Origin of the sequence: Treponema ruminis, from assembly GCF_014201975.1 — a bacterium.
Classification (GTDB): domain Bacteria; phylum Spirochaetota; class Spirochaetia; order Treponematales; family Treponemataceae; genus Treponema_D; species Treponema_D ruminis.
Genome location: NZ_JACHFQ010000002.1, coordinates 13,610 through 26,180 on the forward strand (window position 1 = coordinate 13,610; position 12,571 = coordinate 26,180).

Annotated in this window: 13 protein-coding genes; all 13 read left to right on the forward strand. The window is 43.1% G+C overall.

Translation table 11 applies throughout. From position 1 onward, the window contains the following. The first annotated feature begins 44 nt into the window (after positions 1 to 44). The 13 genes from HNP76_RS02640 (at position 45) to HNP76_RS02700 (ending at position 12,569) form a co-directional block, all read left to right on the forward strand. Positions 45 to 635 carry a Maf family protein gene (locus tag HNP76_RS02640; protein WP_184657215.1) on the forward strand — a complete coding sequence of 197 codons (591 nt, stop codon included), beginning with the start codon at positions 45 to 47 and terminating at the stop codon, positions 633 to 635. A 124-nt stretch (positions 636 to 759) separates the two neighbouring features. Next, positions 760 to 1,623 (forward strand): 30S ribosomal protein S2, encoded by an 864-nt coding sequence (rpsB, locus tag HNP76_RS02645; RefSeq protein ID WP_184657217.1) that lies wholly within the window; start codon positions 760 to 762, stop codon positions 1,621 to 1,623. Positions 1,624 to 1,674: 51 nt separating this feature from the next. Then, complete coding sequence (gene tsf / locus HNP76_RS02650) at positions 1,675 to 2,508, forward strand: translation elongation factor Ts (RefSeq protein WP_184657219.1); 834 nt, start codon at positions 1,675 to 1,677, stop codon at positions 2,506 to 2,508. Between the two features lie 83 nt (positions 2,509 to 2,591). Beyond that, the gene (gene frr / locus HNP76_RS02655) at positions 2,592 to 3,134 is read left to right on the forward strand and encodes a ribosome recycling factor (protein ID WP_184657221.1); all 543 of its coding nucleotides are present in this window, start codon (positions 2,592 to 2,594) and stop codon (positions 3,132 to 3,134) included. A 3-nt stretch (positions 3,135 to 3,137) separates the two neighbouring features. Continuing rightward, positions 3,138 to 3,857: a polyprenyl diphosphate synthase gene (gene uppS / locus HNP76_RS02660; protein ID WP_184657223.1), complete on the forward strand. Its 720-nt coding sequence runs from the start codon at positions 3,138 to 3,140 to the stop codon at positions 3,855 to 3,857. Between the two features lie 11 nt (positions 3,858 to 3,868). Then, positions 3,869 to 4,702, forward strand: coding sequence for a phosphatidate cytidylyltransferase (locus HNP76_RS02665; RefSeq protein ID WP_184657225.1), 834 nt, complete (start codon positions 3,869 to 3,871; stop codon positions 4,700 to 4,702). 38 nt (positions 4,703 to 4,740) lie between these two features. After that, entirely contained in the window at positions 4,741 to 5,832 is a 1,092-nt protein-coding gene (dxr, locus tag HNP76_RS02670; protein ID WP_184657228.1) for a 1-deoxy-D-xylulose-5-phosphate reductoisomerase, read from the forward strand. A 6-nt stretch (positions 5,833 to 5,838) separates the two neighbouring features. Continuing rightward, the gene (locus HNP76_RS02675) at positions 5,839 to 6,957 is read left to right on the forward strand and encodes a M50 family metallopeptidase (RefSeq protein ID WP_184657230.1); all 1,119 of its coding nucleotides are present in this window, start codon (positions 5,839 to 5,841) and stop codon (positions 6,955 to 6,957) included. Then, positions 6,944 to 8,878: a WD40 repeat domain-containing protein gene (locus tag HNP76_RS02680; RefSeq protein WP_184657232.1), complete on the forward strand. Its 1,935-nt coding sequence runs from the start codon at positions 6,944 to 6,946 to the stop codon at positions 8,876 to 8,878. The genes HNP76_RS02675 and HNP76_RS02680 overlap by 14 nt, the downstream gene beginning before the upstream one ends. Before the next feature lie 75 nt (positions 8,879 to 8,953). Beyond that, positions 8,954 to 10,402, forward strand: a complete 1,449-nt coding sequence (locus HNP76_RS02685; protein WP_184657234.1) for an ankyrin repeat domain-containing protein — start codon at positions 8,954 to 8,956, stop codon at positions 10,400 to 10,402. A gap of 18 nt (positions 10,403 to 10,420) precedes the next feature. Beyond that, complete coding sequence (rsmD, locus tag HNP76_RS02690) at positions 10,421 to 10,960, forward strand: 16S rRNA (guanine(966)-N(2))-methyltransferase RsmD (protein ID WP_184657236.1); 540 nt, start codon at positions 10,421 to 10,423, stop codon at positions 10,958 to 10,960. Positions 10,961 to 11,051: 91 nt separating this feature from the next. Further along, positions 11,052 to 11,396 (forward strand): hypothetical protein, encoded by a 345-nt coding sequence (locus tag HNP76_RS02695; RefSeq protein ID WP_184657238.1) that lies wholly within the window; start codon positions 11,052 to 11,054, stop codon positions 11,394 to 11,396. A gap of 24 nt (positions 11,397 to 11,420) precedes the next feature. After that, positions 11,421 to 12,569: a tetratricopeptide repeat protein gene (locus HNP76_RS02700; protein ID WP_184657240.1), complete on the forward strand. Its 1,149-nt coding sequence runs from the start codon at positions 11,421 to 11,423 to the stop codon at positions 12,567 to 12,569. The last annotated feature ends 2 nt before the right edge of the window (positions 12,570 to 12,571 follow it).

The window sequence follows — 12,571 nt, forward strand, 5'->3', positions numbered from 1 at the left end:
TAAATCGCTTAAAATTGTATTAATTAAAAATGTTTGGGGGGCGTATGAAACCTATCATATTAGCATCTTCCTCTCCTCGTCGACAGGAAATTTTGAAGTTGCTGAATATTCCTTATCAGGTTAAGGTTTCCAATTTTGATGAGGAATATCCGTCTGACATTCCGCTTGAACAGGTTCCAGAATATCTCGCAAGCCGTAAGGTTGATTCCGTAGCGCGCACATATCCTGCCGGACATGAAATTCCGTGGATTTTGGGTGCTGATACAATGGTTCTTTTGGACGGAAAACTCTACGGTAAGCCTGCTGACAACGAAGAAGCTGAAAAATTCATGCATGATTTCCAGGGAAAGACTCATCAGGTGATTACAGGTCTTGCCCTCTTTAACGGTGATTTGCTCTATGCTTCAAGCCGCACTTCCATTACAAACGTTACTTTTGCTCCCATGACTCAGGAAGAAATCGAATGGTATGTCGAGACAGGCGACTGGCATGGCGTTGCCGGTGGTTACAGAATTCAGGGTCTGGCCTCTTGCTTTATCCAGAAAATCGAAGGCACGAATTCAAATGTAGTGGGATTGCCTATTTTTGAGCTTTATGATATGTTAAAAGAACAGGGTTATTCAATTCTTGAATAGTTCTGTCGGGCTTTGTGCAAGGCTGTTGGCTGGAGCAGAGTTACGTAATTATCCGGGCGCATTTTAGCGTCACGAGAACAAGAGACGGTGGAATTTTAATTAATTCCGGTGAAGGAGAAACTCAATGGCAGTTGTAACCATGAAGAGTTTGCTTGAATCTGGCGTACATTTCGGTCACCAGGTTAAACGTTGGGATCCACGCATGAAGAAGTACATCTTCGCAGAGCGCAATGGCATCCATATCATCGACTTGCAGAAGACAATCGCTTCTATCAAAGACAGCTACGAGGCTGTTCGCAAGATTGTTGCTTCTGGAAAATCAGTTCTTTTCGTAGGAACTAAAAAACAGGCTCAGCAGGCTATCGCTAAAGAAGCAGAGCGCTGTGGCATGTACTATGTAAACAACCGCTGGCTTGGTGGTATGCTTACAAACTTCTCTACAATCAAAAAATCACTTCAGAGACTCAAGAAAATCGAGAAGATGGAAGTTGACGGAACATTCGACAACCTCACAAAGAAAGAAGTCTCAAATCTTCAGAAAGAAAAGGCAAAGCTTGAGAAAAACCTCGGCGGTATCAAAGATATGAAAGAACTCCCAGGAGTTATCTTCATCATTGATACACACAAAGAGCAGATCGCAGTTGCAGAAGCTCGCCGCATGGGAATCCCAGTTGTTGCTGTTGTTGATACAAACTGTAACCCAGAGGGTATCACATACCCAATCCCAGGTAACGATGACGCTATCCGCGCTATCAGCCTCTTCACTTCTATCATCGCAAATGCAGTTGTAGAAGCTAACAACGAAGAAGGTCTCAAAATCATCGAAACTCTCGGTGACGAGGACGACGTTGTTACAGACGCATCTACAAAGAAAGATGACGAGGAAATCGTTGACTATTCTAACTACACTCCTACAGAAGAAGATACAAAAAAGGATGATGTAGAAGATGACGACGACGACGAGATCGACGAGTCAAAAATCAAATAAAGAACCTTCCCGCGTAAATAGCGCGGGTAACTACTATAACTGGAGTTAAAAATGGCAATTACAGCTGCTGACGTAAAAGCTTTGCGCGATAAGACTGGCGCAGGCATGATGGAGTGTAAAAAAGCACTTACAGAAGCTAACGGAGATGCTGCAGAAGCAGAGAAAATCCTCAAAGAGAAAGGATTGGCTGCAGTAGCAAAACGTGCTGAGCGCGCAACTTCTGAAGGACGCATTTTCATTCGCCAGACTGGTGATAAAATCGTTGTTGCAGAAGTTACTTGTGAGACAGACTTCGTTGCAAAAAATACAGATTTCGTAGCTCTCGGTGAGAAAATCCTTGACGTTGCAATTGCAAAAGGCTACACAAAAATCGAAAAAGAGCTTGAGGACCTGGTTCTTGAGCTTGCTACAAAAATCCGCGAGAATATGTCTATCCGTAAGCTCGAGGTTGTTGATGTTCCTGCAGGTTCTGCTGCCGCAACATACGTTCACTCAGACTTCAAGACTGGTGCTGTCGTAGTTGTTGAAGGCTCAGACGCAGAGGCAGTTAAAGTTTTCGCAAAAGACTGCTGTTTGCACCTCGCTGCATTCACACCAGCATACACAACAAAAGACGAAGTTCCACAGAGCTACATTGATGAGCAGAAAGAAATCTTCCAGGCTCAGATGGCTCAGGACGAGAAAATGGCTTCTAAGCCAGAGAACGTTAAGGCTGGAATCCTTCAGGGCAAAATCAGCAAACACCTTGCTGAGATCTGCTTCGTAGACCAGGCTTTCGTAAAAGACGACAAAGTTACAGTTGCTAAGAAACTTGAACAGGTTTCAAAAGAAGCTGGAGCTAAACTTTCATTCAAAAAGGTCGCTCTTTTCGTTCTCGGAAAATAATTTTTCGTGAATAACGGCGGTCAGATTTTTCTGGCCGCTTTTTGTATTATTTTTATTTTGTTGCTTTTATAACGGAGGAAAATATGGCATTTGATGCAAAGTCTAAGATGGACAAAACTATTGAAGGTCTCAAGAATGAAATGAACACAATCCGAACCGGTCGTGCATCAGCTTCACTTTTTGACAAGGTTCGCGTTGATTATTACGGAGCAAAGTCTCCTCTTTCACAGGTCGCACAGATTTCAATTCCAGAGGCACGCTCTGTCGTTATCTCTCCGTTCGACAAATCTCTCATTACAGAAATCGAAAAGGCAATTCTTGTTGCTGACTTGGGGCTCAATCCTTCAAATGACGGCAAGGTTATCCGAATTGCTATCCCTGCCCTCACAGCTGACCGCCGCAAGGAGCTTGTAAAACAGGCTAAATCAGTTGGCGAAAACTACAAGACAACAATCCGCAACATCCGTCGTGACGGAAACGATGACCTCAAAAAACAGCAGAAAGCAGGTGAAATCACTGAAGACCAGCTCAAAAAAGAGACAGATGACCTTCAGAAGCTCACTGACAAATATATCGCAGAAATCCAGACTGTCTGCGACGCCAAAGAAAAGGAAATCATGGCTTAAAACATGACTACCGAAGAAATTATTGCCCGCGGAGTTCCTGAACATGTTGCAATCATCATGGATGGAAACGGCCGCTGGGCAAAAAAACGGGGGTTGCCAAGAACTGCCGGTCACAAAGAAGGTTTGACAAGCGCAAAAAAGATTGTGGCGGCAGCGGCAAAACTCGGAATAAAATACGTTACACTCTACACTTTCTCAACAGAAAATTGGAAGCGCGCTCAGGAAGAAGTCGGTTATTTGATGGGTTTGATTAAAGGCCACTTACGCGCTGAATTTGAATTCTACAAAAAAAATGGAATCCGTGTTGAACATATCGGAAATATTGACGGATTGCCGGAAGACGTAAAATCAGAAATCATAAACGCAAAAAAAGATACTGAACATTTCACCGGGACAACCTGCGTTCTTGCCATAAATTATGGCAGCCGTGACGAAATTGTCCGTGGTGTTAAAAAAATAATTGCCAGTGGTACTGGTGCTGACTCTGTCACTGAGGATTTGATTTCACAATCGCTTGATATTCCTTCACTTCCACCTGTGGATCTCATGATTCGTACTGGCGGCGAAGAAAGATTGAGTAATTTCCTTTTGTGGCAATGTGCTTACGCAGAATTTATCTTTACAGATACGCTCTGGCCGGATTATAATGAAGAAGAATTCTTTGATGATGTTGCAAAATATCAGCAGAGAAACAGACGGTTTGGAGCTGTTCCGAATCAATAATGGTGGGGAATATGAATAAAGTTGTGCAGAGGCTTCTGGTTTTTTTTATCGGATTGCCTTTAGTTGTTTGCTTAGTTTGGTTTAACCAGTTTCATCATATTGCTTTGCATGCTCTTGTTTTTACGGCATCTTTGCTTGCATCAAATGAGCTTTATCACCTTTTCAGGCATAAGTTTTCACTTCAGCCTCGCCCGCTGGTTCTTATATTTTCTGTAATCCCTGTTTTTGCAGCCGCTTTGCTTGTTTATTTTGAAATGAACATTGCAATCCTCAATTATATTTTTGTTTTTGTAATTCTTATGACCATGGCCTGGGAAGTTCTTTTTTCAAAATCTTTTGAAAATTCCGTAGCACATCTGATGACTTCCCTTTTCATTATTTTTTATGCCGGATTCCTTCCAAGCTTCGTTTCAAGAATGACCGTACATCCACATTCACGCGAATTTATCGCCTTTTTCTTCCTTATGGTATGTATGTGTGATTCAGTCGCATGGTTTTTCGGAGTTCTTTTCGGAAAAAACAACAAGGGCTTCATCAAAGCTAGCCCAAATAAGTCCCTGGCCGGCTTTATCGGCGGTTTTTCAGGAACAATGCTTACCGGTGCAATCGCCCATTTCCTTTTCCCCAATGTTTTTACCGGTTCACTTGCAAAAATACTCATCTTGAGTTTTGTGATTGCTTTCGTAGCGATTATTGGAGATTTGGTTGAGTCTGTACTCAAGCGTTCTGTCGAAATCAAGGATTCAGGTTCCCTTGTACCGGGGCGCGGCGGAGTTCTTGACTCAATTGACAGTATTGTTTTTGTTGCTCCGATCTATTATTTTGGAATTAATTTCTTGTTCTAGATTTTTCGGGGTAATCCCGCTAGTGGCAAATTGAAAATATGAAAAGAATTCTTGTTTTGGGTGCGACCGGTTCAATCGGCAGCAGCACCGTAGATATCCTGCGCAATCAGAAAGACCGTTTTCTTTGCTGCGGCCTTACTGCAAATTCAAAGAAAAGCGAGCTTGAAGCCCTTGCAAATGAATTTTCCTGCCCTTCTTCACTGACAAAAACTGAGGGAATTGACGGCATTAAACGTCTCCTCGAAGAAACTCATCCTGACATCGTTGTAAACGGCATTGCAGGTTCTTCGGGCCTTGCTCCCAGCATGGCTGTTCTTGAAGCTGGCGTTGATTTAGCCCTTGCGAACAAGGAAACTGTCGTCATGGCAGGGCCTTTGATGTTTGAGGTAGCCAAAAAGAGCGGCTCACGGATTCTTCCTGTTGACTCTGAACATTCGGCTATTTTCACGCTTGTAAATCAGTGCGGCAAGGAAAATATCGATAAAATCGTAATTACGGCAAGCGGCGGTCCTTTCAGAACATTTCCGCGCGAAAAACTGACTTCCGTCACTGTCCAGGACGCCCTCAAGCATCCTACATGGGACATGGGCGTTAAGATTACGATTGATTCTGCCACTCTTGGAAACAAAGGGCTTGAAGTAATCGAAGCCGTGCGCCTTTTTGACGTGAGCGCAAGGCGGGTTCAGGTCGTCGTTCATCCCCAGAGCGTGATTCATTCACTGGTACGCACAAAAGACGGAATCGTTTACGGACAGTTTTCTGAGCCGGACATGAAGCATCCTATCCTTCAGGCTTTAGACTGGCCGAAAATACTTCCTTCCTACATGAAGCCTTTTGATTTGACTGATACTCTTGACGGAAAGAGGACCCTCACATTTGAAAAGCCCCGCATGGACGACTTTCCTATGCTGGGCCTTGCATTTGAGTGTGCCGAAAAAGGCGGCTCCTATCCGATTGTCTTCAATGCGGCAAACGAGATCGCGGTTCAGGCCTTTATCGACGGTAAAATCGGCTTCCTTCAAATCGGCGAGCTGGTTGCAAAAGTCCTTCACGGTTCGGACTGGTCGGCAAATCCCCGTGACTTGAAGGATGTCTTTGAAGCGGATAAACTTGCCCGCGAAAAAATTTAAAATAATATGTCAATAATCATTGGAATCATTTTTCTTGGTATTCTAGTTTTCATTCACGAACTTGGACATTTTTTAGCTTCCAAGGCTTCTGGTGTTTCTGTCGAGGCTTTTTCAATCGGCATGGGGCCTGTCCTCTTGCACAAGGAATGGCGGGGAACTGACTGGAGGCTTTCCCTCTTCCCTTTTGGCGGCTACTGTGCCATGAAGGGCGAAAGGGATTTTGAGGAATCTTTCAATGCGAATGCAGTCCTTGATAAGGATTCGTTTTACGGTGTAAAGGCGATTTTCCGGGCAGTCATTGCTTTCGCTGGTCCCTTTTCAAATTTTCTTTTTTCTGTTTTTGCCTTTTCTGTAATCGCTCTTGTCGGTTACACATATTATTCTGCGACAAATCAGATTCGCCTGGCCACTGATGAATATCCGGAGATTCATTCTGCGGCGGCTGATGCCGGAATCCTGACCGGTGATAAAATCATAAAAATCAACGGCAAGGAAATTGCAGATTTTTCGGCTTTGTATGAGGAAGTTGCCACCCACCCGGATGAGGACCTTCTTGTTCTGGTTGACCGGGATGGCCGCCAGCTCGAATTCACCGTTCACACTGATTTGAATACATCGACAGGTGAAGGAAAAATCGGTGTCATGAGCGATCCTTCTTCCGTCGAAAAAAAGGACTCAAAGCGATATTCCTTTTTCCCGGCAATCGGACAGGGCTTTTCACAGACTTTCAGACTGATATATCTATCTTTTAAGGGGATTTCTACACTTTTTAAGGGGGTAAAAGTAAGCGAAAGTCTTGCAGGACCTGCGAGAATCACAAGCATGATGGGAGAAACGGCAAAGTCAGGATTTTCATCTGGCTTCCGTAACGGAATTGTTTCCGTCCTCAATTTCATGGCCTTAATCAGTGTCTCGCTTTTTATCATGAACCTTCTTCCCCTTCCTGTTTTGGACGGATTTCTGCTTATTACCTCGATTATTGAGGCAATTTTCGGCCTGCGTCTTTCCCCAAAAGTGCGAAATGTTGTACAATACATAGGAATTGCCCTGATTGCAATGCTTTTCCTGCTTGCACTAAGCGGCGACTTCCATTACTTTTCGGAGCTTTTGAATGCTAAAAAATAATTCTAATTATTTAAAAAATATCCTTTCACTTTTTTCGATTTTAATTTTTCCTTTTTCAATTTCTGCCCAGTCTCATATTTCCACTCAGTCTCACGCCGGTAAAGTCACGAATGTAGCTTACCTTGAGGACAGTGACGGTTCGGTATTTAGCGCTGGAACTGACGGCTTTCTTGTAAAGTGGACCGAAGACGGCATGGGCGAGCACTATCAGATTTCTGACCTTACAATCAAAATGATTGCCCGAAGCCCAAACGGCAATGAAATTGCAGTCTACGAGAGCGACGGAGCTTCCCTTAACAGGGTTTCAGTCTGGAACTGGAAGACCTTCACTCGTAAATATGCTTTCCGCTTTACAGATTCCCTTACAAGCCTTGCCTATTCTGCAAAGGGAACTTATATCATCTGCGGTACAGCAAGCGTAAGCGGTGCTTTTTTCCTAAATTCAATGAACGGCTCGATAATCCGCAACAAAATCAAGGGAAATACAGGTGTCGTAAACTTCATTCAGACTTCTGATTCAGAAAAATCAGCTGTCATGTATTCTCCAAAGGGAAATCTCATTTACTACAACCTGCAGAACGGCGAGCAGAAGGCAAAATTCAATACGGAATATGATTTGAGTCAGTTCTGCCTTTTCAATAATGGCGTTTTTGGTGCCGGTGTGCGCGGCTCTGGAATCTTTGTCGTTCAGGCTGTAACCGGAAGCACGGTCGGCTCATTTACGGCTCAAAATCCAATCCTCATCGGTTCAAATAAGTCAAAAGACCTCTATTACATCGTTAATGATAACCGTCAGTTTAAGGTTTATAAAATTGCCAATGACAGGAACAAGGCAGTTATTGCTCCGGAACTTATGCGAACTTTTTCAGGACTTAAGACCGGCGAGCAGATTGTTTGCGCGACCCTTGCAGGCGAAGAAATTTATGCGGGAACCAACAGCGGCAACATCTACAAATTTGATTATGCCCAGGCTGAGCGGGTTGATGTTCAGCAGGCTTTGACTGACAAGATGTATGAAAAAATCTACGACATCGCTTCAGTCGGAAATGATTTTTACTTCCTCACTCCTTCTTCAATCTTCCAGTCCTCCTATGAAAGCTCAAATATTGACAAAAAGGCAGCCAATTCAGGCTATACAAATATAATTCCTTACGGCCAGAACATTATTCTCTGGTCAAAGGATTCAAAAAAGGCTGTAGTTCTTCTGGAGCTTGCTAGCGGCAAAATGACTCAGCTTTTTGCACCTGAGGGAACGATTCAGACCCTTAAGCTTTACGGAAATTCCCTGATTGATGTTGAGTCAAATTCTCAGGTCAACCTTTTTGACATTCAGAACCTTAAAAAACGCGAGCTTTACAAGGGAACCAGCATTCAGGATGCGATTTTATTCACTGAAAACGACTTGTATGTTGCAAAATCAAGCGGTTCTTCTCCAAACGTGCCTTTGATTTACGTCAACGTCAACACTCAGGAAACAGTTCCCCTTTCAATGAAGGGAAATGTCGCCTATTCCCTCACCTACGATTATGATAAAAATCCGGCAGAAATCTACGGAATCACGATTTACACAAATGCTCAGACCAAAAAACTCACGACCTCAATTTTCGCCTACAAGCCGCAGACAAAGTCTTCACGCTATCTGCTTTCAATCACTGACGAAGACAGTGAGGCTTTTGCAAACCTCTTCGACAATATTTTGTACACGAATATCGGAAAATCTCAGGTCAGGTCTTACAATCTTTCTACGCGAAGGGATTTTCAGTACAGAAGATCAGCCTCAATGCCGATAAAGACAGTAAGAAATCAGGACAAGATGGTAGTTTTGAACCGGGATGGCTCAATCAGCTGGTATAATCCCACCCTCAACTCTGTTCTTGCTGACTGGTATCTTACGACAGAAGGCAGCTGGTTTGAATTTTAGTTAAAAAATTAGAGAAAATAGAGTTTTTTACCTATAAATTCATTTGATTTTTAAGAAATCGTGTTATAATAATAGATGATGAAGAAAGCTGTTCCTCTTCTATTTATTTTTGTCTCTTCTCTCCCGGTAATTTCTGCAAGTCCGTGGGTTGATGACGCCTTTCTTCTTGTCGAAACAGAAAATCCCAGAAAAATTCAGCGTGCAATCGAAACTGATTATTCCCTGAGGAATTTTACCCGCTCTGCCGAAAAGGAAAATCTCCTTATGGCGGCCCTCAAATATTCCCGGGGAAACGACATAATTACCCTTCTTCTTGATGACGCTCAGATTAATCCTGATTCAAAGACGAAAAACGGTGTGAGCGCATTGATGTACGCCTGTCAGTACGAAACTGATATCGAGGCCGTTAAATCCGTTCTCTTCAAAAACGCGCGTTCAGATTCCAAAAAGGCAAACAGAATCCTTTTAAAAGACAAGGACGGTCAGAACTGCTTTGATTATGCCCGTAAAAACGAGGTTATCAGTCAGGAAGTCATTGACTTATTGTCTCTTTATGCCCAGGAAACTTACAAGGAAGCCGAAGAGCCTGTTCAGGAAGAAGTGCCTGAGGCTCCTGTCGAGGAAGTTCCATTCGGTGATTTTGCCGAAGAGTTCGACATTCCCCAGCTCCCGGACGAAAAAGTCGCTGCTCCGGCCCCTCTTGCCCCGGTTGTACCGCCTGTTGTGGCTAAAATTGAGGAAAAAGAGCCTGTCGAGGCTCCAAAAGCTGACGTAAATTCCATGATTGATATTGGAGCGGCTCCTGTCGTAATTCCAGAAAGCATCTATCTTTATGACTATGCAGACGATAAATATGCGGCTCTTGCCATTCCTGAATCCCTGATTGCAGCCGAAAATGCAAAGCACAAATTTATCAAAAACGCAAATGAGCGGGATTCTGCCGGCCGCACCAAGCTCATGCTGGCCGCCAAAAAAGGTGATATAGGCCGGATTGAGGATTTGCTTTATTCCGGAGCCGAAATAAATGCCCGTGATGAAGAAGGCTGGACTGCCCTCATGTATGCAGCCCGCTTTCAGCCCAATCCAGACGTAACAAAACTCCTGCTTTTTAAGGGAGCTGACAGGGCTGCAAAGAATAAATACGGTCTTTCTTCCCTGCTTTTAGCTGCAGGCTATTCTGAAAACCCGGAAGTCCTTGCCATTCTGCTTGAGACCTACTCTGCCCTTTCTGATGAAGCCCGCGAGGCATTTGCTTATGGTATCTCAAATTATAACAGCACGACTGTCCTTCAGGCTTTTATCGACAAGCGTGTTCCTGTTAATATTCCTTATGATGGCAAAACTCCGCTCATGGTAGCCTGCATCACAAACAAGAACACGAAGATTATTGAATGGCTGCTTGAAAACGGTGCCTCAAAATACCAGATAGAAGCCAGCACCGGTAAAACGGCCTATGACTATGCAAAAGAGAACAGAAAGCTTCCTCATAATCTTGCATACTGGTCATTGAATCCAAATTCATAATTTAAAAAAAGGAAATATATGCGAATTACAGGTGGAAAACTTAAGGGACGCGTTATTAAATGTCCTGACGGCATTATCAGACCCGCAATGGACAGGATGCGTGAATCCGTTTTTGCAATTTTGGGTGATCTGGATGGAAAATCCTGGCTGGATTTGTTTTCCGGCAGCGGTACGATTGCAATCGAGGCTGTTTCCCGGGGTTCAAAAGAAGTCCAGCTTTGTGAAAAAGACAAAATCAAAGTCAAACAGGTTCTCGAAAATGTCTCTATTACCGAAAAGGAGCTCGGCGTTAAAATCGGCTGTCACTTTATGGCGGTAGAGTTGTTTTTAAAGAGATGCAAGGATAAATTTGATTATATTTTCCTGGATCCTCCCTTCCCTTACAAATACCGTCTGGACTTGCTTAAGATTATCGAGCAGAGACAGCTTGTAAAAGAAGGCGGATTCGTCATGATTCATTACCCGGAAGAAGATGCCCTTCCCGAAGAAATTGGTACACTTACTCTAAAAGACAAGCGAATTTACGGCCGCTCAATCGTAAATTTTTATTCTTTTTAACTTTCTTTAAAATAGTTTAAAAATATACTTGACTTTTATTGAAAATGTGTTAGATTAATTATATGTAATATTGTTTTCAGGTAAAAAAAAGTTGGATGAAAAAACACTAAAAAGTACTTTATCTGCACATAGTATTCCTGAGGGCTTTATCAAGGTTACTGATAAGCCAATTCAAGGACTTTCTCCTGAACAAAAAGTTATTCTCAATCGCAAGGGAAATATGCTTTTTAACGAAGGGAAGTTCGATGCGGCTTGCCGGATTTTTGTTACAACTGGCTATTCTGACGGTCTGGCTCGAATCGGGGATCTTTACATGAAACAAAATCGTAGCATTACCGCGCTCAAGTATTACCTTTTGGCTAATAACAGAGCAAAGTCAGAAATGGTCTATGAAAAAATTGCTAATATCATTTCGATATTGCTAAAAAATATTTAAAAATTAAAAAAGTGAGGAAAGTTTATGAGCGAGGAAATTTTTAAAGAATTCGATGTCCTTCAGGGAGATGCCTCTTTCGTACCGGGTGATACTGATACGTCTGCAGAAATCTCAGAATTATCAAAACAAGGCTATCAGCTTTTAAAAGACAATCGTATTGAGGAAGCAAAGGAAGCCTTCAATAAAATCCTCAGCATCGAGGACAATAACAATTATGCCCTTGTCGGTCTGGGTGACTCAGAGCGCAAGCAGGGACATTTCAGAACTGCAGAAGGCTACTATTCAAAATGTCTTGATTTCCATCCTGGCAATAACTATGCCCTTTTCGGTCTTGCAGACTGCTATAAGGCCATGAATCAGTACCACCGGGCAATTGATATCTGGGAGCAGTATCTTGTTCATGATGACAGGAATATCACTGTCCTCACCCGTGTCGCAGACGCTTACCGCAAGGTCCGTGACTTCAAAAAATCAAAGGAAATCTATCTTTCTGTCCTCGACATGGAAGAAAACAATTCTTATGCCCTGATTGGTCTTGGTCATCTTCACTATGACTTTAAGGAATACCGTGACGCCCTTTACTACTGGACAAAAATGCTTGAAAAGAACGAGGATCTTGTTGATATCCGAGTCCTTACTTCAATCGGCAACTGTCACCGCAAGTTAAAGACTTTTGAGAAAGGCGTTTATTATTTTGAAAGAGCACTGCAGAAGGAACCGGGCAACTTCTATGCCCTCTTCGGTCTTGCTGACTGCTACCGAGGCATGAACCAGCAGTTCCGTTCAATCGAATACTGGAATAAAATCCTTGATATGGATCCAGACAACAAGGTTATTCTTACCCGTGCCGGTGATGCTTACCGCAATACAGGCGACTATAAGACTGCCTCTATTTATTACAATAAGGCTTTGGACATTGAATTTGACGTGTATGCGGCTTTGGGACTTGCCCTGATTTGCAAGGGTGAGGGACGCTATGAGGAAGCTGCTGAACGTCTCCAGGGCCTTATTAAGGGTGATCCTCGTAATTTCAGATTCTATATCGATTTATCTGACTGTTACATAAAGCTCAATCAGAAGGCAAAAGCAATCGAGACCTTGAGAAACGTTTCCCGATATGGCTTGCGTTCTCCTGCTATCTCTGATATGCTTGCACGTCTTGAGCGTAGTTAATT

What these genes read in the sequence shown, in the direction of transcription:
- HNP76_RS02680 (WP_184657232.1), top strand. Translation starts at nt 6,944, where the DNA reads ATGCTAAAAAATAATTCTAATTATTTAAAAAATATCCTTTCACTTTTT.
- HNP76_RS02640 (WP_184657215.1), top strand. Translation starts at nt 45, where the DNA reads ATGAAACCTATCATATTAGCATCTTCCTCTCCTCGTCGACAGGAAATT.
- rsmD (WP_184657236.1), top strand. Translation starts at nt 10,421, where the DNA reads ATGCGAATTACAGGTGGAAAACTTAAGGGACGCGTTATTAAATGTCCT.
- uppS (WP_184657223.1), top strand. Translation starts at nt 3,138, where the DNA reads ATGACTACCGAAGAAATTATTGCCCGCGGAGTTCCTGAACATGTTGCA.
- HNP76_RS02685 (WP_184657234.1), top strand. Translation starts at nt 8,954, where the DNA reads ATGATGAAGAAAGCTGTTCCTCTTCTATTTATTTTTGTCTCTTCTCTC.
- tsf (WP_184657219.1), top strand. Translation starts at nt 1,675, where the DNA reads ATGGCAATTACAGCTGCTGACGTAAAAGCTTTGCGCGATAAGACTGGC.
- rpsB (WP_184657217.1), top strand. Translation starts at nt 760, where the DNA reads ATGGCAGTTGTAACCATGAAGAGTTTGCTTGAATCTGGCGTACATTTC.
- HNP76_RS02675 (WP_184657230.1), top strand. Translation starts at nt 5,839, where the DNA reads ATGTCAATAATCATTGGAATCATTTTTCTTGGTATTCTAGTTTTCATT.
- HNP76_RS02665 (WP_184657225.1), top strand. Translation starts at nt 3,869, where the DNA reads ATGAATAAAGTTGTGCAGAGGCTTCTGGTTTTTTTTATCGGATTGCCT.
- frr (WP_184657221.1), top strand. Translation starts at nt 2,592, where the DNA reads ATGGCATTTGATGCAAAGTCTAAGATGGACAAAACTATTGAAGGTCTC.
- dxr (WP_184657228.1), top strand. Translation starts at nt 4,741, where the DNA reads ATGAAAAGAATTCTTGTTTTGGGTGCGACCGGTTCAATCGGCAGCAGC.
- HNP76_RS02700 (WP_184657240.1), top strand. Translation starts at nt 11,421, where the DNA reads ATGAGCGAGGAAATTTTTAAAGAATTCGATGTCCTTCAGGGAGATGCC.